At 71.9% G+C, this 20,073-nt stretch carries 15 protein-coding genes and 1 riboswitch; of the genes, 4 read left to right on the plus strand and 11 right to left on the minus strand.

Translation table 11 applies throughout. The annotated features are described in order from the left end of the window. Window positions 1-18: 18 nt before the first annotated feature. From ASG74_RS14440 to ASG74_RS14465, 6 genes are all read right to left on the minus strand, one after another. A complete protein-coding gene (locus ASG74_RS14440; protein ID WP_056145348.1) occupies window positions 19-1,698 on the minus strand; it encodes an RNA polymerase sigma factor in 1,680 nt (559 codons plus the stop codon). Window positions 1,699-1,975: 277 nt separating this feature from the next. After that, the gene (locus ASG74_RS14445; RefSeq protein ID WP_056145100.1) at window positions 1,976-2,350 is read right to left on the minus strand and encodes a universal stress protein; all 375 of its coding nucleotides are present in this window, start codon (window positions 2,348-2,350) and stop codon (window positions 1,976-1,978) included. Between the two features lie 132 nt (window positions 2,351-2,482). Then, a complete protein-coding gene (gene metX, locus ASG74_RS14450) occupies window positions 2,483-3,622 on the minus strand; it encodes a homoserine O-acetyltransferase MetX (RefSeq protein WP_056145103.1) in 1,140 nt (379 codons plus the stop codon). A 13-nt stretch (window positions 3,623-3,635) separates the two neighbouring features. Then, window positions 3,636-3,747: riboswitch (SAM riboswitch) on the minus strand. A 77-nt stretch (window positions 3,748-3,824) separates the two neighbouring features. After that, window positions 3,825-5,012, minus strand: a complete 1,188-nt coding sequence (locus tag ASG74_RS14455) for a DUF4192 domain-containing protein (protein ID WP_082569787.1) — start codon at window positions 5,010-5,012, stop codon at window positions 3,825-3,827. A 94-nt stretch (window positions 5,013-5,106) separates the two neighbouring features. Further along, on the minus strand, window positions 5,107-5,514 hold the full coding sequence (locus ASG74_RS14460; RefSeq protein WP_056145109.1) for a YkvA family protein: 408 nt from the start codon (window positions 5,512-5,514) through the stop codon (window positions 5,107-5,109). Between the two features lie 3 nt (window positions 5,515-5,517). Next, on the minus strand, window positions 5,518-6,399 hold the full coding sequence (locus tag ASG74_RS14465; RefSeq protein WP_235499009.1) for an EcsC family protein: 882 nt from the start codon (window positions 6,397-6,399) through the stop codon (window positions 5,518-5,520). Here ASG74_RS14465 and ASG74_RS14470 point away from each other — a divergent pair. After that, a complete protein-coding gene (locus ASG74_RS14470) occupies window positions 6,398-8,095 on the plus strand; it encodes a DNA polymerase (protein ID WP_056145111.1) in 1,698 nt (565 codons plus the stop codon). The two genes, ASG74_RS14465 and ASG74_RS14470, sit on opposite strands and share 2 nt — an antisense overlap. A 145-nt stretch (window positions 8,096-8,240) precedes the next feature. On the opposite strand, the gene ASG74_RS14475 is transcribed toward ASG74_RS14470, so the two are convergent. The 3 genes from ASG74_RS14475 to ASG74_RS17910 are packed head-to-tail and all read right to left on the minus strand — an operon-like array spanning window position 8,241 to window position 13,967. Then, a complete protein-coding gene (locus tag ASG74_RS14475) occupies window positions 8,241-9,149 on the minus strand; it encodes a proteasome assembly chaperone family protein (RefSeq protein ID WP_056145114.1) in 909 nt (302 codons plus the stop codon). A gap of 33 nt (window positions 9,150-9,182) precedes the next feature. After that, the gene (gene hrpA / locus ASG74_RS14480) at window positions 9,183-13,082 is read right to left on the minus strand and encodes an ATP-dependent RNA helicase HrpA (protein ID WP_056145118.1); all 3,900 of its coding nucleotides are present in this window, start codon (window positions 13,080-13,082) and stop codon (window positions 9,183-9,185) included. A gap of 45 nt (window positions 13,083-13,127) precedes the next feature. Beyond that, window positions 13,128-13,967, minus strand: coding sequence for a DUF2249 domain-containing protein (locus ASG74_RS17910; protein ID WP_056145120.1), 840 nt, complete (start codon window positions 13,965-13,967; stop codon window positions 13,128-13,130). Here ASG74_RS17910 and ASG74_RS14490 point away from each other — a divergent pair. Genes ASG74_RS14490 through ASG74_RS14500 form a run of 3 tightly spaced genes read left to right on the plus strand, consistent with a single transcriptional unit; the run spans window position 13,951 to window position 18,556 of the window. Further along, entirely contained in the window at window positions 13,951-14,766 is an 816-nt protein-coding gene (locus ASG74_RS14490) for a helix-turn-helix transcriptional regulator (protein WP_200942627.1), read from the plus strand. The two genes, ASG74_RS17910 and ASG74_RS14490, sit on opposite strands and share 17 nt — an antisense overlap. Next, a complete protein-coding gene (locus ASG74_RS14495; protein WP_200942628.1) occupies window positions 14,766-15,950 on the plus strand; it encodes a hypothetical protein in 1,185 nt (394 codons plus the stop codon). Before ASG74_RS14490 ends, ASG74_RS14495 begins: the two co-directional genes overlap by 1 nt. Beyond that, window positions 15,947-18,556 carry a multicopper oxidase domain-containing protein gene (locus tag ASG74_RS14500; RefSeq protein ID WP_056145124.1) on the plus strand — a complete coding sequence of 870 codons (2,610 nt, stop codon included), beginning with the start codon at window positions 15,947-15,949 and terminating at the stop codon, window positions 18,554-18,556. Before ASG74_RS14495 ends, ASG74_RS14500 begins: the two co-directional genes overlap by 4 nt. Here ASG74_RS14500 and ASG74_RS14505 read toward each other — a convergent pair. Together ASG74_RS14505 and ASG74_RS14510 are read right to left on the minus strand one after the other, a co-directional pair. Next, window positions 18,543-19,727 (minus strand): hypothetical protein, encoded by a 1,185-nt coding sequence (locus ASG74_RS14505; protein ID WP_056145126.1) that lies wholly within the window; start codon window positions 19,725-19,727, stop codon window positions 18,543-18,545. The two genes, ASG74_RS14500 and ASG74_RS14505, sit on opposite strands and share 14 nt — an antisense overlap. After that, on the minus strand, window positions 19,727-20,014 hold the full coding sequence (locus tag ASG74_RS14510) for a WXG100 family type VII secretion target (RefSeq protein WP_156465423.1): 288 nt from the start codon (window positions 20,012-20,014) through the stop codon (window positions 19,727-19,729). Before ASG74_RS14510 ends, ASG74_RS14505 begins: the two co-directional genes overlap by 1 nt. Between the last annotated feature and the right edge of the window lie 59 nt (window positions 20,015-20,073).

Below are 20,073 nucleotides of genomic sequence, written 5' to 3' on the forward strand. Positions count from 1 at the left end.
TCAGCGCACCCCGTCCGATCAGTCCAGATAGTCGCGCAGGGCCTGCGAGCGGCTCGGGTGACGCAGCTTGCTCATCGTCTTGGACTCGATCTGGCGGATCCGCTCCCGCGTCACGCCGTAGACCTTGCCGATCTCGTCGAGGGTCTTGGGCTGGCCGTCGGTGAGGCCGAAGCGCATGGAGACCACGCCGGCCTCGCGCTCGGACAGGGTGTCGAGCACCGAGTGCAGCTGCTCCTGGAGCAGGGTGAAGCTCACGGCGTCGGCCGGGACGACCGCCTCGGAGTCCTCGATGAGGTCGCCGAACTCGCTGTCGCCGTCCTCGCCGAGCGGGGTGTGCAGCGAGATGGGCTCCCGGCCGTACTTCTGGACCTCGACGACCTTCTCGGGCGTCATGTCGAGCTCGAGCGCCAGCTCCTCGGGGGTGGGCTCGCGACCCAGGTCCTGGAGCATCTGGCGCTGCACACGGGCGAGCTTGTTGATGACCTCGACCATGTGCACCGGGATGCGAATGGTGCGGGCCTGGTCGGCCATGGCGCGGGTGATGGCCTGACGGATCCACCACGTCGCGTAGGTCGAGAACTTGTAGCCCTTGGTGTAGTCGAACTTCTCGACCGCACGGATGAGTCCGAGGTTGCCCTCCTGGATGAGGTCGAGGAAGAGCATGCCGCGACCGGTGTAGCGCTTGGCCAGCGAGACGACAAGTCGCAGGTTGGCCTCGAGCAGGTGGTTCTTGGCGTTCTTGCCGTCCTGGGCGATCCACCACAGCTCACGCTTGAGCTTCATGTCGATCTTGTCACCGGAGTTGAGGCGCTCCTCGCTGAACAGACCGGCCTCGATGCGCTTGGCGAGCTCGACCTCCTGCTCGGCGTTGAGGAGGGCGACCTTGCCGATCTGCTTGAGGTAGTCCTTGACGGGGTCGGCCGTCGCGCCTGCAGTGACGACCTGCTGGACGGGGGCGTCCTCCTCGTCGTCGTCGCGCAGGACGAAGCCGCCGGCAGCCACGGGCTCGGGGGCGTCCTTCTTGTCGTCGGCCTCCTCCTCGTCCTCGGGGCCGGCGGCACCCACGGCGGCGACGTCGGCGTCGGCCTTGGCCGCAGCCGCCTTCTTGGCCGCGGTCGCCTTCTTGGCGGCGGTCTTGGCGTCGGGGGTGGCGGCTGCGGCGGCGGCCTGCTTGGTCGTCGCCGCCTTGGCGGGAGCCGCCTTCTTGGCGGGTGCGGCCTTCTTGGTGGCGGCGGTCTTGGTGGCGGCGGTCTTGGCGGCCGCCTTCTTGGCGGGAGCGGTGGTGGTCGCTGCCTCGTCCTCGCCGCCCGTGGCCTGGGTCGCGGCCGTCTTGGCAGCGGACGCCTTGGTGGCGGAGGTCTTGGTGCTCGCCGGCTTCGCGGTCGACGTCGTGGCTGCAGTCTTGCTGGCAGCGGCCTTGGTCGGAGCGGCCTTCTTGGCGGCAGCCTTCTTGGTCGTGACCGAGGTGGTGCCCTTGGCGGCGGCCTTGGTCGCGGCAACTGCGCGGTCGGGCGCCGTCATGCTGACCTCGATGCCCTGACCCGCGAGGGCCGTGAGGACCACGCGGCCACGGTTGGCCCGCACACCCGCGGCGATGATGGCCTGGGCCACCTGCTCACCCGTCACCTGACCAGTCGTGCGTCCGGCGCGGACGAGGTCCTGCAGGGCAGGGTGGCTGAACTCGGCGGGAAGGGGCATCTCGAGGGCGTTCGTGGGCACAGGCGACACCGACAACCTTTCATCACAGGGGGCATGCGGCTGGTGCTCACGCTCAGGCGGGGCACTGCCGGTCGGGCGAGTGGGTGCACCTCTGCCTCGTCCGCAGGGGCGAGGATCGGCCATTGCTTGCAGGGTGCTTGTACATTATAAATCGCCACGGCCCCCATCCCCTATTCGTGGGGCCATGGGCGAGGCGGCAGGGTGACACCTGGTCGCCGCCATCCGGCAGGAGACGGCCCGCAAACAGCGGCCGGAATCAGCTCTTGACGGCGAGCACCGGGCAGGACGCGTCGAGCAGGATGCGCTGCGCGTTGGAGCCCAGGATCAGCTTGCCCACCGGGGTGCGGCGACGCAGACCGATGACGATGAGGTCGGCGCCGATCTCGTCGGCCACCGCGAGGAGGTCCTCGGCCGGCTCGTTGCCCCGGATGAGCTGGCGCACGGTCACGTCCACGCCCTGGCCCCGGAGCTCGTCACCGAGCCGGTCGAGCTGCTCGGAGTCACTTCCGGCACCGTCGCGGTTGGAGTTGATCACCACCAAGTTGGTCTTGCGGAGCACGGCTTCCTCGCCCGCGCGAGTGAAGGCAGCAGCGCCCTCCTTGGTCGGGATGTATCCCACGACGATGGCCACGAGTTCCTCCTTGTCAGCAGGTCAGCCCGCTCGGGCTCCTGCTGGGACCGTACCGGATGTTGTGACGCGTGACACGGACTCGACCGCGCGCCGTGTGCTCGGGCTCCCTGACGCCGGGCAGTGCGGGGACCCTCAGGGGTGCGTGGGACGAGCGTCGAGCGCCTCACGGATGATCTCGCCGACCCGCTCGATCTCGATGAGGAAGCCGTCGTGGCCGAAGCGCGAGGAGATGTGCCGCAACGTCGTTCCGGGACGCAGCGCCGCGATCTCGTCCGAGAGCCGGGCGGGGTAGAGCCGGTCGGTGTCGACGCCGGCCACGACCAGGTGCCCGGGAAACCTCGCGAGCGCGGACGCGACACCCCCGCGGCCTCGCCCCACGTCGTGGCTGTTCATGGCCTCGCTGAGGACGAGGTAGGAGTTGGCGTCGAAGCGGGCACCCAGCTTGCCGGCGTGGTGGTCGAGGTAGGACTCGACGGCGAAGCGTCCGCGTCCGGACAGCGGCCGGTCCTCGGGCTGCGCGTCGCGGCCGAAGCGCTCGGCGAGCTCACCCTCGTGGCGGTAGGTGACGTGGGCGATGCGCCGGGCGATGCCCAAGCCGTCGAGGGGGGCGACACCGTGCTCGTAGTAGTCGCCGTCGTGGAAGCGGGGGTCCGAGCGAATGGCCAAGAGCTGCGGCTGGCACCACGCGATCTGGTCGGCGGTCGCATATGCCGTGGACGCCAGCACGATGCAGGTGTCGATCCGCTCGGGGTGGGTGGTCGCCCACTCGATGGCCCGCATCCCGCCCATGGAGCCGCCGAGCACCCCGGCCCATCGGTCGATCCCGAGGTGGTCGGTGAGACGCGCCTCGACGGTGATCTGGTCGCGGATGGTGATGGCCGGGAAGCGGCTCCCCCACGGGTGCCCGTCGGGGGCGTCGCTCGAGGGACCGGTCGTCCCCTGGCACCCTCCGAGGACGTTGCTCGAGACGACGAAGAACCGGTCGGTGTCCAGCGGCCGGCCCGGACCGACCAGCCCGTCCCACCACCCCGCCGTCGCCTGCCCCGGCCCGGCGGGGCCCTCGACGTGCGCGTCTCCGGTGAGGGCGTGCTCGACGAGGACGGCGTTGTCGCGGGCGGCGTTGAGCTGGCCCCAGGTCTCGTAGGCCACGGTGACCTGCGGCAGGGAGCCACCGAGCTCGAGAGCGACGCGGCCGACGTCGACGAACCGTCGCTCGCCCGGGGGGTCTCCCGGGCGCCAGTAGGACGCCGTGGGGAGGTCGGTGATGGTCATCGCAGGCTCCTCGGTATCGCGCTTGCCCGCCGAGTGTCGGCAGGGCCGTGTCTTCACCCGGGGCACCCCACCGCGAGGAGGGTTGCCGCCCAGCAAGCCGGGGCTTGTCGCTGGGACTCATGACCTGCGCCCGATTCTAGGCCCGGTGCCACGCTCGCGGGGAGCCTGTCCGCAGCGTGAGAGCGACCCGTCTGCGCGCCCGTCAGGACGCCTGCGGCCACGCCTCGACGTCGGCCCACGTGTGACGGGGCCGCATCTGCAGCTCGATCATCCGGCTGAGGTAGTCGGCGAGCGTGTAGTCCGGCTCCAGGCGCAGTGCCCGGCTCACCGCGTCACCCGCGGTGGACCCGTTGCCGAGCCCCCAGGCCACGCACGAGACGACCGTGCAGACAGCCGCGGCCTCGTGCGACCACTCGTCGGGCAGGCGTCGCGCCAGCTGCATGAGGCGCCGCAGCGCGGTCTGGGACCGCTCGCTCGACGTCGCGGGTCCGGACGGCGCCGCAGCCGCGAGGGCGGCGCCGGAGTCGTCGTCGACCTGGTCGAGCGGGAACATCACCGGTGACAGCCACGAGATGAGCGAGTCACGCCAGGCCTTGTTGACCAGCGACCGTGCGGCCCGGGCCACATCGAGGTCGGACACCTCGAAGGTGTCGCCACGCTCCCCCGCCGGAGCCAGCACTCGTCCCCACACGTCACCGGCCCGGTCGACCTGCTCGATCCACCGGGCTGCCCGCGCCTTGGCCGCCTCGATGCCCTCCGCGCTCTGACTGCACGGCTCGAGCGCGTCGGGGTCGAGCTCCATGAGTCCGTCGGGGTCGATCGCGTCCACGACGTCGTCCCACAGGTCGTCCAGTGCGTCGGCCACGCCGGCGCTCAGGGACGGGTCCTCGGTGACGAGGTCGCTCAGGGCGTCGCGGCCGGGCAGCGGCGCGCTGCCGCCGGCGATGAGCTCAGCCACGGCAGGCACCGAGGCGTCGTCCGGCACGGGGTGCCCATCGAGGTGACCGGGTCGCAGGCCCTCGAGCGAGTGCCCGGGCCGGCAGCAGCCGCCCCACCAGCGCCCGCCGCGGACGACGACGTGGTCGATGAGCCCCACGCCGGCCTCGAGGAGCCCGGTGTGCAGGGCCCGCAGCAGGGAGCGGGACTCCCCCGGGACGTCCTCGAAGCCGACGAGGAGGGCGAGCTGCGGGCCAACACGCAGCAGGCTCGCGAGCAGGTGCTCGGCGGTGTGCTCGACGTGTCGTTCCTCGGGCAGGTCGACACGGGCGACGGGCCCGACGACCTTGTCGGTCACGAGGGCGATGGCAACACACTGCTGGAGGCGGTATCCGAGCTGGTGCGGCAGGACCGCGAGCAGCTCGTCGGTGGTGGAGATCTTCACTGAGGTCATGACCTCAGCGTCGAGAGATGCCTGCCACCCCGGGAAGGGTCAGATCAGCGGGTTGGGGACAACCCGGCATACGGGAGGTGCCTGTGGACAGCGCTCACGCACGAGGGAAGGACGAATCGCCGCGCGAGTCGTCGACGACCTCACCCGGGACCGAGCCACCGGTCCCACGACCGGACGAGCGCTCCCACGCGAGGAACTCCTCCGTCTCGGTCACGAGCTGGGCGGCGAGCCAGGACCCGACCATCGCGTCGTCGGCGAGCCCGAACACGCCCAGGATCCCCTCGGGCAACAGGTCGACCGGCGACACGAGGTAGCCGGCCGCCCCGAGCATCATGAGCAGGCGCCCCACGGAGGTGCCGCGGTACTCCCCCGACCTCACGGCCCGCACCATGCGCGGCACCGCCTGGGCGCGTTCCGTCATGGTCGGGCCACCCGGCCGCGTGGCGATCCTCACGGCCGTCGCGAGGCTCCGGAACGTCGAGACCTTGGAGTGCAGGGCCATGGGTCAGGCCTCCGTGATCTGCGCCGACGCCTTCGGGAACTCCTGGCGCGCGTTGTCGGAGATGCGCTTGAGCAGCCAGCCGTCGAGCCCCGCACCGACGACTCCACCGATGATGGGCACGTTGCGGCCGAAGCGCGAGAACGTCTTCTTGCCCGCGGTCGAGAGCAGCCGGAAGCCGATGGCCTTGTTGACGACCATGAGGGCCGGGCCGGGCAGTCGCTGGGCGGCGAGGTTGGTGAGCCGGCCGGCCGGAGCCACCATGCCCGCCTTCGCGAGCAGGTCGTCGGCGTCGGCCCCCACGAGGGTGAGGAGCACGGCCGTGCGGATCTGCTGCTGCGAGAGGTCGTGCCCGCGCAGGCTGGCGACGGCACCGGTCATGCGGGTGGCCAGCAGGTAGAAACCCAGCACGTTGGCGGGCAGGGAGATCGGGAGGGTGATGAACCCGCCCAGGTTCGTGACGAACCCGCTGGCGGCGGCCAGCTTGAGGTGGCTCTTGACGACGTCGTCGACGGCCTCCTCGACGTTGCCGGAGTTCTTCTTCAGCGCTGCCGCCGCAACGTTGGTGGCCGAGTCGAAGGGGCCCTTGCCGTCGATGCCCGTGTCGAGGAGGTTCTCGACGAGCTTGGCGGCGGAGTTGCCGAGGAAGCCCTGGTCCCGGGGCCCGTCCTGGGCCTGCTCGAGAGCGGACCGTGTCTGCCCGATCTGGTCCTTGGCGTTCTTGGCGTCGTCCTTGCCGAATCCGAAGAGTCCCACGGTGACCTCCTGTGGCGTGCCGGCGTGGCCGGCCGCGGTTGCGAGCATGTGTCGCCACCGATCCTGCCACGTCAGGGGAGGTGCGCCGGGCGCAGCGGTGGTGTCATCGCGCTCACCTAGGCTGCCGCTCATGGCATCACACGGGACCGACGTCGACCTCGTCGCCGTCGTCGTCCACCGCGGGCGCGCCGCTCTCGTGGGTGCCGGTGCGCGGCTCGCCGGCTCGGTCCCCGAGGTCGCTTCCGCCATGGTCACCGCTGCGTCCACGTCCCGTCCGCGGTTCGTCTGGTGGTCCGCCCGGTATGCCGGCGAGCTGGTTGCCGCGGTCGCCTCACCTCTCCCTCGGGCCTGGGACCTCGCCGAGGCCCACCGGATCCTCCACGGCGGGTGGAAGGCCGAGCCCGGCCGCGTCTGGGCAGCGGCTCACGCCCTCCCCCTGTCGTCGATGCCGGAGGCGTCGTCGGGCGACCTGTTCGACTTCTCGGCGGGCGACGAGCTCGGGCCCGACGACCTCACCCGCAGTGACGGGCACCTGCGGGCCGACGCCGCCTCGGGGTGGCTCGAGAGCGATGCGCGGTTGCTGCGCTGGGCCGAAGCCGCGCTCGAATGCGCTGCGCTGCAACGCGATCGGGCCGAGACGCTGGGTCCGCGGATCGTCGGCACCATCCACTCGGAGTCCGCGGCAGCGCTCATGTGTCTAGAGCTGGAGGCGGGCGGGTTGCCCGTCGACCGGGCGGTGCTGGAGGACCTCATCGGCGGGTTCGCCGGCCCTCGGGCGGCGTCGGAGGAGGCAGCCGTCGCGGCGCGCCGCGCGCGTGACGCCGAGGTGCTGCGGCACGTGCCCGGGCGCGAGTCGACCGACCTGCGCAACCCCCAGCAGGTACGCGACATGCTCGCCGGGGTGGGCGTGGACGTGCCCAACACCCGCAAGTGGGTCCTCGACGCCTACCGGCACGTCCACCCGGTCGTGGACGCCCTGCTCACGTGGCGCAAGGCCGAGCGGATCGCGACGACCTATGGCTACCGGTGGCTCGACCAGTGCGTCGGCCCGGACGACCGGCTGCGCGGTGGGTGGAGCGCGTGCGACGGCGCCGCCGGGCGGATGACGGCCGAGAACGGTCTGCACAACCTGCCGGCTGCCCTGCGCTCCGGGGTGGCTGCCCATGGCGGGCACGTCTTCGTGCGTGCCGACCTGGGCCAGATCGAGCCCCGCGTGCTGGCGGTCGTGTCGGGTGACCCGGTCTTCGCGGAGGCGACGCGGGCCGACGACCTCTATGCACCCGTCGCCTCCCGCCTGGGCGTGGAGCGCCCGGTCGCGAAGGTGGCGGTGCTCGCCGCGATGTACGGCCAGCGCTCGGGAGCCGCCGGTGAGGCGCTCAAGGGCCTGGAGCGGGCCTACCCGGTCGCCATGGGGCTGCTCGACCGGGCCTACGAGAGCGGCGTGCGCGGCGAGCCGTTGCGCACCTTCGGCGGGCGCCTCGTCCCGACGGGGCGCTTCCTGGCACAGTCGCCGATCGGCACCAACCCGGCGCTGGACGCGGCACGAGGCCGGTTCGCCCGCAACGCCATCATCCAGGGGGCCGCGGCGGAGCTCTTCAAGGCCTGGGCCGCGACGGTGCGGGCACTGGGCGCGCCCCTGGGGGCACAGATCGTGCTGTGCCTGCACGACGAGCTGCTGGTGCACGCCCCGGCAGACCGGGCCGACGAGGTGGCGACGCTGGTCGACCGGGCCCTCGCCGACGCGTCACGCAGGTGGGCCGCCGGCGCGCCGGTGCGCTTCGTCGCAGACACCTCGGTCATCCAGCGCTGGTCCGACGCCAAGCCCTGACCCCGCCGCCATCCCCCGACGCCGCCTCCCCATTTCCGGCCCATCACGGAAACGGAGCGTTCAGCCGGGAACTGTTCCCGGCCGAACGCTCCGTTTCCCGGCTGAACCCGGCGCGCGAAAGTGCGCCGGACGGCATACGGGCCGGTCAGTCGTCGCTGACGTTGCGGAGGAACTCCTCGATGTCGGCGCCGAGCTCCTCGGCCGACGGCAGGTCCTCGGCCTCGGTCGCCAGCAGGCTCGGGCGCTCCTGGCCCTCGACGAACGCGTCGTACTGCTGCTCGAGAGCGCTGACGATCTGCCCGGCGTCCGCGTTGTCGGCCAGCTCGGAGGCGATCTCACGGTTGTTGGCGCCGGCCTTGGCGACCAGCTCATCATTGGGCAGGTTGAGCCCGGTGGCGTCGGTGATGGCGTTGAGGGCCGCGAGCGCGCCCTCGGCCCACTCGGCCTGCGCGAGGTACTGGGGCACGTGGATCGCGAAGCCCAGCGCGTCACGTCCGGCCTCACCCAGGCGCAGCTCCAGCAGCGCGGGGAAGCTCGCCGGCACCTGGACCTGGCCGAACGGCGACTCCTTGCCACCGACGAGGCGAGCGTCCGTGGCGTGCGCGGTCATGCCCACCGGGCGGGTGTGCGGCACACCCATGGGGATGCCGTGGCTCGTGACGACGAGGGAGACACCGAGGATCTGGATGAGCTGGCGGATCGCCTCGATCGCGCGCTCCCACTGGAAGTCCGGCTCGGGACCGGTGAGCAGGTAGTAGGTCTGCCCGTCCCGGTCGTTCATCCGGTAGAGCACCATCGAGGGATCGGCGTAGCTCTCCCAGCGGTTGGTGTCGAACACCATCGCCGGACGGCGCCCGCGGTAGTCCAGCAGGGCGTCGACGTCGAAGGTCGCCACGACCTCGGCCTCGCTCGTGTCGACGAGGTGCGTGCCGAGGATGCGCTGGATGTTGCCGGCGTCGATGAAGGCGCCGAGCAGCACGATGAGCGCGCCCGGCTCACGGGTGGGCACGGGTGCGTCGGTCTCGAAGCGATACAGGTCAGACGGGTTCTGCACGGGAACAGCCTCTCAGGGGGGTCACGTGTCTGGTCAAACGTGTCGGGTGGCGCGGAGATTCCCGGACTGGGCCACCGCCGCGATGGCGTTGCGCACCCGCTTCTCGCTCACCGGGTGCGCGGTCCCGAGGGCCTGGGCGAAGAGGCTGACGCGCAGCTCCTCGATCATCCAGGCGATGTCGGTCACCTCGGGTGCCCGTCTCGACGTCGCGGGGAGGTCGTCCAGCAGATCGGCGTATGCCGTCTCGACCGAGTCGACCTGTTCCTGCAGCTTCGACTCCCGGGGGTTGGTCGCGGCCCTCTCGAGGCGCTGGAGCATGGCGCGCAGGTAGCGCTGCAGGTGCGGGAGCCGGGCGAGACCGGTGTCGGCGACGAAGCCCGGCCGGATGAGCCCGTCCAGCTGGGCGCGGACGTCGGCGGTGGTCGCGGCCAGGCTGTGCCGGGCGGCACCGGCCTCGATGGCATCGAGACGACGACGCACGTCACCGGCCAGGGCGAGCACCGGCTCGACGGCCTCGATCACGTGGAGCACCCGGGCCACCACGTGGGTGCGGACCGCGTCGTGCGCGGCCTCGAACTCGGCCTTCGTGCGCACCTCTCCCCCGGTGGCGCCGGAGGACGGGTCCGCGACGATCGAGTCGACGGCCGCGGCGAGGCAGTCCTCGAGCAGAGCGGGGACCGAGCCGTGGGGGTTCTGGCCGAGCGCGAGCTTCTGGGCGTTGCTGAGGCGCGCGAGGACGCGCTTCCACGGCGCGGTGGTGTTGAGCAGCAGCAGCCGCCGGACGCCGGCGCGGTGCTCTGCCTCCGCCGAGCCAGCGGAGTCGAGGACCCGCAGCGACACGCTCGTCCCCTCGTCGACGAGGGCGGGGTGGCCCTGCACGGTGTGGCCCCCGGAACGACCCTCGAAGGTGCGTGGCACGTCCTCGACGCTCCACTGGGTGAGCCCGCTGCGCTCGATCGACGCACCCGCCTTGGCCATGCGCTGCCGGACGGCGCCCTGCGACTTCGGGCGCAGCTCCTCGAGGTCCTTGCCGCGCGCGATGACCCGTCCACCCGGCGCCTCGACCGAGAACGTGACCCGCAGGTGGTCCGGCACCCGGTCCCAGTCCCACTCTCCCTCCGGGATGGTCACCCGCGTGCGCTCGCGCAGCACCCGCGCCAGCTCGTGGGTGAAGGACGCCCCCGACGACGGGTCAGCACCCACCAGGGCGGCACGCGCGTGGTCCGGGGTCGGCACGAAGTGGCGCCGGGTCGCCTTGGGCAGCGACTTGAGCAGGGCGATGGCCAGGTCCTCACGCAGACCCGGGACCTGCCAGTCGAACCCCTCGGAAGTCACCTGGTTGAGGATCGCCGTCGGAACGTGGACGGTGACACCGTCAGCAGCGTCACCGGGCGAGAACTGGTAGGTGACATCGAGCTCGAGGTCGCCCTGGCGCCACGTGCGCGGGTAGTCACCGGCCGACACCGTGTCGACGTCCTCACGGGTGAGCAGCTCCTCGGTGAAGGTGAGCAGGTCGGGGCGCCGGCGCTGCTCGCCCTTCCACCACCGGTCGAAGTGCCGCACCGAGGTGACGTCGGGCGGGATCCGCGCGTCGTAGAACTCGAAGACCACCTCGTCGTCGACGATGAGGTCGCGACGCCTGGCCCGCTCCTCCAGCTCCGAGAGCCGTTGCAGGAGAGCGGTGTTGGCCTTCCAGAACCGGTGGTGGGTGTCCCAGTCGCCCTCGACCAGGGCGTTGCGGATGAAGAGGTCGCGCGAGACCTCCGGGTCGATCCGGCCGTACTGCACCGTGCGGTCGACGATGAGCGGGACCCCGTAGAGCGTCACCCGCTCGGAGGCGATGACGCTGCCCGCGGACTTCGACCACCGCGGCTCCGAGAACGTCCGCTTGATGACGTGCGCACCGACCTCCTCGGCCCACTCGGGGTCGATCGCGGCGTTGACCCGGGCCCACAGGCGCGTGGTCTCGACGAGCTCGGCAGCCATGACCACGTCGGGCTGCTTCTTGAACAGCCCGGAACCGGGGTTGATGCCGAAACGCGAACCCCGCGCGCCGGCATACTCACGCTTTTGCTCGTCACGGACGCCGACGTGCGACAGCAGGCCGGCGAGCAGCGCCTTGTGCACGACGTCCCAGTCGGGCTCGGCATCCTTCGCGGCGGTGCTGCGGTCGGGGTCGATGCGAGCGGACTTGCAGGCGCTGCGGAGCTGCTGGTGGAGGTCCTGCCACTCCCGGATGCGCAGGTAGTGCAGGAACTCGGCCTTGCACAGCCGCCGGAAAGCGCTGCCGGACAACGCTTTCTGCTGTTCCTTGAGGTAGCGCCACAGGGCGTGGAAGCCGGCGAAGTCGGACGTCTCGCTCTTGAAGCGCGCGTGCTGCTGCTGGGCCTGCGCCTCCTTGTCGACGGGGCGCTCGCGTGGGTCCTGGATCGAGAGCGCGGCCACGATGACGAGGACCTCGCGGGTGCAGCCCAGCCGGTCGGCCTCGATGATCATGCGCCCCATGCGAGGGTCGAGCGGCAGTCGCGCCAGGGTCTTGCCGTATGCCGTGAGTCGCCGCTCGCCGTGCCTGCCCTTCGCGGGCCGGAGGGCGTTGAGCTCGTCGAGGAGCCGCACCCCGTCGGCGATCTGCTTGCTGTCCGGGGCGTCGACGAAGGGGAACCGGGCGATGTCGCCCAGCCCGAGCGCGGTCATCTGCAGGATGACGGCGGCGAGCGACGTGCGCAGGATCTCGGGCTCGGTGAACTCCGGCCGTGACTCGAAGTCCTCCTGCGAGTAGAGCCTGATGGCAATGCCGTCCGCGACGCGACCGCACCGACCGGAGCGCTGTGCCGCGCTGGCCTGCGAGATCGCCTCGATGGGCAGGCGCTGGACCTTGGTGCGCTGGGAGTAGCGGGAGATGCGGGCGGTGCCGGTGTCGATGACGTAGCCGATGCCGGGCACGGTGAGCGAGGTCTCGGCGACGTTCGTGGCGAGGATGATCCGTCGGCCCTTGCCGCGAGTGAAGACCCGGTGCTGCTCGTTGGCGGACAGCCGCGCATAGAGCGGGAGGATCTCGGTGCTCGGTAGGTTGAGCCCCTTGAGTGCGTCCGCGGCGTCCCGGATCTCGCGCTCACCCGAGAAGAACACAAGGATGTCGGTCGCGCTGTGGCCCGGCGGCGTCTCGGTCCAGAGCTCGGTGACGGCGTCGGCAACAGCGGTGACCTGGTCGCGTTCCTGGGTGATCTCCCCGCCGGGCCCCCGCTCGACGAGGGGGCGGTAGCGCACCTCGACGGGGTAGGTGCGTCCGGAGACCTCGATGACGGGCACCTCACGGACCACGTTGCCACGAGCGTCGGTGGAGAAGTGCTCGGCGAACCGGGCGGGGTCGATCGTGGCCGAGGTGATGACGACCTTGAGGTCTGGCCGACGCGGGAGGAGGGACTTGAGGTAGCCGAGGATGAAGTCGATGTTGAGGGACCGCTCGTGGGCCTCGTCGATGATGATCGTGTCGTAGCGGCGCAGGTCGCGGTCGCGCTGCATCTCGGCGAGAAGGATGCCGTCGGTCATGACCTTGAGCCGGGTCCGGTCGCTGCTGTGGTCGGTGAAGCGGACCTGGTAGCCGACGAGGTCGCCGAGCTCGACCTCCATCTCCTCGGCGATGCGCTCGGCCACGGAGCGGGCGGCGATGCGGCGTGGCTGGGTGTGGCCGATCTGGCCGGTGCCGCCCAGTCCCAGCTCGAGGCACATCTTGGGCAGCTGCGTGGTCTTGCCCGAGCCGGTCTCGCCGGCGATGACGACGACCTGGTGGTCCCGCAGCGCGGCCAGGATGTCGTCACGGCGTTCGACGACGGGCAGCTGCTCGGGGTACCTCAGCTGCGCGGGGTCGAGCGGTCCGCGCCCGACGTTTCCGTCGACGACGCTGGTCCCCTCCTGCTGCTCCGGCTGCGGCACGCGCCCAAGGATAGGTCGGGCACGTGCCGCGGCTCGCGCGAGTTCTCAGGCGACGGCTGCACGCACCAGGCGCAGGCGCCACGCCTCGGGACCGCGCTCGAGGTAGTCGACCGTGAACACGCCGGGTGCGCGACCCTCGAGCTGGCGCAGGAGTGGCAGGGGGTCGTGCGGCGCCACGAGGACCATGCCCTTGCCGGGCTGCACGGCGTCCAGCGCGCCGAAGATGGTCGCGTGGCGGATGGCGTGCGGGACCTGACGGGCGTCGAGCTCGGGCAGCTCCTCGTCGTGTCCACCGCACCCGCAGGCGCCCGAGCCGGCCGCCTCGACCGGCGCGGACTCGGCGACCTCGCCGTGACCCGCGTGACCGTGGCCCTCCTCGCCGTGGCCCTCCTCGGCGTGGCCCTCGTGGCCGCCGAGCAGGTCGTGCATGCCGTCGAGTGCCCCGGCGAGCGAGACCTGCGGGTTGCTCGCGAGCAGCGGCAGGATCTGGTCGTTCTCCTTGGCCAGGTGGCTGTCGAAGGTCACCGCCAGGGCACGTGCCTCGGCGGCCGCGCGCACGCGGCTGGGAGCCGAGCGCAGCGAGTCCACGAGCCCGATGATCAGCTGGTGCTCGACGAGCATGGCGTCGACGAGGAGCTGTCCGCGGGAGTCGGCGTGGGCGAGGGGATACATCGCGGACTCCTCGGCCTTCGCGTGCGGGACGAGGTCACTCTCGGCCCACTGGACGAGCTCGTCGCGGGCGGCGAGGGCATCCTCGTCGGTGCGCGCCGAGATGAGGCGTTCGACATGGGCGGCGAGCGTGCCGGCCATCTGGGCGTGGTGCTGCTTGACGGCCTCGACCGCGTCCGAGTCCTGCTCGGTGCTGGCGATGACGATGGTGTTCACGGGGGTGACCTCCTGGGGCCTCCTGCCGCCCGGCTGGCGGCGACGACCCTTATTTAATACACTAGTTTCCGTGGATAATCCAACTGCTGACGCCGGCCTGCACCAGCGCATGGCGGCGGGGCTCGGCCCCGTCCCCTCGTCGACGAGCCGGGTCCACGAGGCGCCCGGACGTGCGGCTGCGGGTGTGCTCACGGCCCTCGAGGACTCCGGCGAGCCGGTGACCGTGGCGACGCTCGCCGAGGCCCTCGGACAGCACCCCAACACCGTGCGTGAGCACTTGGACGCCCTCGTCGACGCAGGCCTGGCCGAGCGCACCCGTGCCGCGAGCGCCGGTCGTGGCCGGCCGGCCTGGCTGTATGCCGCGCTGCCGGCTGTCGCTGCCGGGTCCCGGGAGTACGCCGGCCTGGCCACGGCGCTCGCCCTGCAGCTGGCCCGCACGAGCGCCCACCCCGGTGACGAAGCAGCCACGGCCGGACGCGCCTGGGGTGCCAGCCTGGCCACGGCCAGCGGGCGGCAGCCCCGGACGCGGCCGGGGGTCGAGCGTGGGGTCATGGGCATCCTCGACGAGCTCGGGTTCGAGCCGGAGTCACGTGGGCGCAGCACCACCGTCCGGCTGCGCCGCTGCCCACTGCTCGAGGCGGCCCGCGAGGAGCCCGAGGTCGTGTGCTCGGTACACCTCGGCATCGTGCGCGGTGCGATGGACACGTGGGGCGCGGACACCGAGGGGGTCGGGCTCGTCCCGTTCGCCGAGCCCGGAGCATGCCTGCTCCACCTCGGAACGCCCAAGGGAACCGCCTGATGCTGCTGCGCCGTGCCCCGTTCCTCCTCCCCGGTGCCGTGGCCCTCCTCCTAGGCCTCGACGCCGGCCTGCAGCTGCTCAACCTCCCCTCGGTGCCGCTGGCCAACCGCCTGCCGGACGTCCACGGGATGCTGCTCGTGCTCGGTTTCGTCGGCACCCTCATCGCGCTCGAGCGGGCCGTGGCCCTGCGTCGGCGCTGGGGCTTCGCGGCGCCTGCCCTCCTGGGCGCCGGCGGGATGCTCATCGTGCCGACCGCGACCGCGCGTGCCGGCCAGGTGTTGCTGGTGGCGGGCAGCGCCGCCCTCGCCCTCGTCTACGTCTCGCTGTGGAAGCGCCAGCGCGACGAGGCCGTCACCATCCAGGCCCTGGGAGCCGTCCTCGCACTCGGAGCCGCGATGCTCTGGCTCCGGGACGTGCCCATCCCGAGCCTGCTGCCGTGGCTGGCCGGGTTCGTCGTGCTCACCATCGCCGGGGAGCGGCTCGAGCTGGCCCGGATCGACCTTGCCCGCAACGGACCGGCCCAGGTCTGCGCTGCCGCCCTCGTCGTGGCCACGCCAGTGAGCCTGCTCTGGCCGACGGCTGGCCAGCCGCTCTTCGGGCTCGTGCTCCTGGCCCTCGTCGGCTGGCTCGTGACCCACGACGCTGCGCGGCGCACCGTGCGGGCCAGCGGCCTCCCGCGGTTCGCCGCTCTCTGTCTCCTCGCCGGCTACGCGTGGCTCACGCTGGCCGGAGCGCTGTGGCTGCTGGCGGGCCCGGTGCTCGAGGGACCTGCCTACGACGCGACCGTCCACGCCGTCTTCCTCGGCTTCACCCTCTCGATGATCATGGCTCACGCGCCCGTCATCCTGCCGGCGGTGCTGCGGGTCTCGCTCCCCTACCGTCCGGCGCTCTACGGCCCGGCGGTCCTGCTCCACGCATCGCTGCTCATCCGCGTCGGCGCGGGTGACGCGCGCGACTGGGAGCTGGCACGCGACGTCGGCGGAGCCCTCAACGTGGTCGCCGTCCTCTCGCTGCTCGTCGTGCTCGTCTGGAGCGCCGCCACCGCGTCTCGTCGCTCGGCCACCCGGGATCGCCCACGTGCGGCACCGGCGGACGCATCCGCCCAGGCACCTGCACAGTCACCCACGGAGGCACCGGCGATCGCGCCACCTCTGCGCGGGCGAGCCCCTGAGGTGGTCAGGTGACCGGCGGCAGGCCCCGGCTCACCTGGCACCTCGGCGCCAACTCCGGCGTCGTCCTGTGGCTCGTGCTGCTCTTCATGAGCACGCTCGTGCACCCCTTCGTGGCGCAGTCGCGGTGGCTCATGGTGCACCTGCTGCTCCTCGGTGCCGTCACGAACGCCATCCTCGTGTGGAGCACACACTTCGCCCACGCCCTCCTGAGGACACCTGCCGGTTCACGGCGCGGCGAGGTCGTGCGTCTCGTCGTCCTGAACGTCGGTGTCGCCACAGTGGTCGCCGGGATGCTGAGCGGGCTCTGGCTGGCCGTCCTCGTGGGTGCGGTCGTGGTCGGCGCTGTCGTTGCCGCACACGGCATCTCGCTGGCCCTCAAGGCCCGACGCGCCCTGCCGGCCCGCTTCGCGACGTCGGTGCACCACTACATCGCCGCGTGCTGCGCGCTGCCCGTGGGCGCCGCCCTGGGCACCCTGCTGGCTCGCCACCCGAGTGAGTCGACGCACGGTCGTCTCCTGGTCGCGCACCTCACGGCCAACATCCTCGGCTGGATGGGCCTCACCGTCATCGGGACCCTGCTGACCCTGTGGCCGACGATCCTGCGCACCAAGATGACCGTGGGCGCCGAGCGCGCTTCCCGGCAGGCCCTCCCCGTCCTCGGAGGCGCCCTGTGCCTTGCCGCAGGCAGCGCCCTCCTCGGCATCCTCAGCCTCGCCGGTCTCGGGGTCATGGCCTACCTCGGTGCGACGCTGTGGGCCCTCCGGCCGGCCCTGGCCGCGGCTCGCGCACGGCCACCCCAGTCGTTCGCCGCCTGGTCGGTCCTGGCTGCGATCGGATGGCTCGCCGTCTCCCTGGTGTGGCTGACGGCCCTGCTCGTGACGTCTGCGGACTGGGTCACGGCCGGCGAACGCACCCACCAGGTGACCGTGCCGCTCGCCGTCGGTTTCGCGGCGCAGGTCCTGCTCGGCGCCCTGACCTACCTCGTCCCCGTCGTGCTGGGTGGAGGCCCAGCCCGGGTGCGCGAGCTCACCGCCATCCTGGAGCGCGGCGCCGCCCTGCGCATCGCTCTCACCAACGCCGGCCTCGCCCTGTGTCTGGCGCCGGTGCCGAGCCTGGTGCGGGTCATCGTCTCCATGCTCGTCCTCGGCTCGTTCGCGTCGTTCCTCGTCCTTCTGGCCACCGCCCTTCGCCTTTCCCGCCGGTCGGTCGAGCCGCCCGCCTCCCCACCCGTCCGGCACGTGCCGGAGCCGCGCGCGGTGGCGAGCGGACGGCATACGGGACTGGCAGCCGTGGGTCTGGCAGCAGTCGTCCTCGCCACCGCCGCAGGAGTCGCCGCGGATCCCGCCGCGCTCGGTGGGCTGGGGGTCACCGCTGCCGGATCCGTCAGCGCCACTGGTGCGACGACCACCGTGCAGGTCGAGGCGCGGGACATGCGCTTCCACCCGGACTCGGTGACGGTCCCGGCGGGCAACCGACTGGTGATCGAGGTCGTCAACCGCGATGCCGACGTCCACGACCTCGCCCTCGAGAGCGGTGAGCGCAGCGGTCGCCTCTCCCCCGGAGCGAGCGGCCAGGTGGTGGTGCCGGTGGTCGGGCGCGCGCTCGACGGCTGGTGCACCATCGCCGGTCACCGCCAGATGGGCATGCTGTTCAGGGTCACCGTGACCGGGGCTCCGTCGGAGCACTCCGCACACGCCCTGACCGAGGCGGCGGCACCCCAGGGCGCTGCCCCACCGATCGACTTCATGGCCAAGGCGCCTCCGGGCTTCGCCGCCCGCGACGCAGCAGTGCCCCCGGCGCCGAGCACCACCGTGCACCGCGTGCGGCTCACCGCCCAGGAGGTCGTGTTCGAGGTGGCCATCGGTGTGCCACAGAGCCGGTGGACGTTCAACGGCACCGCTCCGGGACCGACGCTGCGCGGCCACGTGGGCGACCGGTTCGAGATCACCCTGACCAACGACGGGTCGATGGGCCACTCGATCGACTTCCACGCCGGCTCCCTCGCGCCGGACGGGCCGATGCGCACCATTGCCCCCGGTCAGTCGCACACGTTCTCGTTCGTGGCGACGCAGGCGGGGATCTGGATGTACCACTGCAGCACCATGCCGATGTCGCTGCACATCGCCAACGGCATGTTCGGCGCCGTGGTGATCGACCCGCCCCACCTGCCGAAGGTCGACCGCGAGTACCTCCTCGTGCAGTCCGAGGTCTACCTCGGTGGGTCGGTCGCGTCGGGGTCCGACCCGGTGAAGGTGGCCACCGAACGTCCCGATGCGGTGGTGTTCAACGGATTCGCCAACCAGTACGACCACGACCAGCTGCCTGCGAGGGTGGGTGAGCGGGTCCGCATCTGGGTCCTCGACGCCGGTCCGAGCCGCGCCTCGTCCTTCCACGTCGTCGGCGGACAGTTCGACACCGTCTTCCGTGAGGGCAGCTATGACCTGCGGCCGGGTCAGCCCGGGAGCGTGGGTGGTGCACAGGCGCTTGCCCTCCTGCCCGCGCAAGGTGGCTTCGTCGAGCTCGTCCTACCGGGGGCGGGCCACTACCCGTTCGTGTCGCACGTCATGGTGGATGCCGAGCGCGGTGCCCACGGAGTGCTCGACGTCAGCGCTCGCTGAGACCCTCCTGCTGCGACGATGTGCCGTCCGACTCAGTAACGAGCTCCGTGCGCAGCCGGGGCAGCGCCTTCTCGAGGGTGGCACCGGCGACGAACATCCGCTTGGCCCCTGCCCCACCGGCTGCCGCGAGGCGGAACTGGCCGACCTGGGACCTGTCGAGCCGGTCCCGCGCCAGCTGACGGGCGCGTTCACGCAGTGGCAGTGCGCCGGAGACCTTGGCGGGCACGTCCGGTCTGCTCAGGTCGACCTTCTTGCCGAAGGCGCTCTGCGACTGGGCCCACTGCTCGCGAGCTCCTGCCCTCACGCGCTGAACCGTCGTCATTGTCGGCGCTGACGTGATGACGCGCCTGCCGTTGGTCACGGTGCGTCCGGCTCCGGCCGTCGACCCCTTGACCAGGGCCGACCCACCCCTGACCCCGAGTGCAGTCGCCGCACCGACCGCGACGTCGCCCACGCTCCCCTCGTCATAGAAGAGGGCCAGGGCGGCACGTGAGACGCCGCCCACGGCAGCCGTACCCGCGGCTGCCTGGGAACCTCCCGGCACCTTGGTCGCCAGCAGGTCGAAGAAGGGGACGTGGTCGCGTCCCACCTGGAAGCTGGCCTCCATGGAGGCGACAGCCTCGTCGCCCCGGGCGAAGGCGGTGTAGTGCCAGGAGTCAGCCAGGATGTCGTCGGACAGGGAACGCAGCCGCCGGGCCAGCACAGTGTCCGCCTCCCGGAAGTCCTCCCACGCGCACGCATGGACACGCTCGCACTCGTGCATCCGGGCCAGCGCATCTCGTTGCCGGCGCTCGAGGTCGGCCCTGGCGACGGGGTCGTCCAACTGGGCGTCGAGCTGGACCTGCAGGGCCTCGTGGTCCGCCCACGCGTCGAGGTAGCGCTCACCGGCGGCCACGGCTCGGCGCTGGGCACTGTCGAGCGCCTCGGCGAAGGTACGCAGGGCGCCGGCGGACCCGGCGTAGCGGTCGATGAGCGCGTCGACGAGGGGCGGCGACTCGCGCACCGCCGCCTCGAAGACCTCGCCCGCAGGGCTCTGCCAGGAGGCACCCGAGGAGATGGTCACGAGGACGTCGTTGATGGCACTCAGCCTGGCAGCAGCCCCCGAGAGAGCCGCGGCCAGCCGGCGCACGGAGTCGGCGTTGCCCTCGATCGGCGCCAGGGCCCGGCCCATCACCGCGTCTCACCACCGAACATCCGGTGGGTGTCCGACTCGGTCTCGACGTAGGCGGTGCCGGCACGTGCAGCCTTCTCGCTGAGGTCGCGCAGGGCCTCGACGAGCTGCAGCCGGCTCCGGCGCCACCCGCGCAGCAGGTCGTCGAACGCCTCGGAGCTCTGCCCGGCACCCAGCGCCCACCGGTCGACCGACCCGTCACGCACGGACTCGAGGTCGCTCGCCGTCTCGGCCAGGGACATCCCGAGCGCCGCGACCACCTCGGCGTCGACCCGCATCCTCGTCATGCACCAGACGCTAGATCGAACCGGGGATCGCGCCGTCGAGTTATCCACACCCCTCAGCG

This window comes from Knoellia sp. Soil729 (genome assembly GCF_001427985.1).
In the GTDB taxonomy this organism is placed as follows: Bacteria; Actinomycetota; Actinomycetes; order Actinomycetales; family Dermatophilaceae; genus Knoellia.

Coding starts and splice junctions, on each gene's coding strand:
- ASG74_RS14490 (WP_200942627.1), top strand. CDS start 13,951: ATGACGATGGTGTTCACGGGGGTGACCTCCTGGGGCCTCCTGCCGCCC.
- ASG74_RS14465 (WP_235499009.1), bottom strand. CDS start 6,399: ATGAGCGGCAGCCTAGGTGAGCGCGATGACACCACCGCTGCGCCCGGC.
- ASG74_RS14495 (WP_200942628.1), top strand. CDS start 14,766: ATGCTGCTGCGCCGTGCCCCGTTCCTCCTCCCCGGTGCCGTGGCCCTC.
- ASG74_RS14510 (WP_156465423.1), bottom strand. CDS start 20,014: ATGACGAGGATGCGGGTCGACGCCGAGGTGGTCGCGGCGCTCGGGATG.
- ASG74_RS14460 (WP_056145109.1), bottom strand. CDS start 5,514: ATGGCCCTGCACTCCAAGGTCTCGACGTTCCGGAGCCTCGCGACGGCC.
- ASG74_RS14455 (WP_082569787.1), bottom strand. CDS start 5,012: ATGACCTCAGTGAAGATCTCCACCACCGACGAGCTGCTCGCGGTCCTG.
- metX (WP_056145103.1), bottom strand. CDS start 3,622: ATGACCATCACCGACCTCCCCACGGCGTCCTACTGGCGCCCGGGAGAC.
- ASG74_RS14470 (WP_056145111.1), top strand. CDS start 6,398: ATGGCATCACACGGGACCGACGTCGACCTCGTCGCCGTCGTCGTCCAC.
- ASG74_RS14505 (WP_056145126.1), bottom strand. CDS start 19,727: ATGGGCCGGGCCCTGGCGCCGATCGAGGGCAACGCCGACTCCGTGCGC.
- ASG74_RS14440 (WP_056145348.1), bottom strand. CDS start 1,698: ATGCCCCTTCCCGCCGAGTTCAGCCACCCTGCCCTGCAGGACCTCGTC.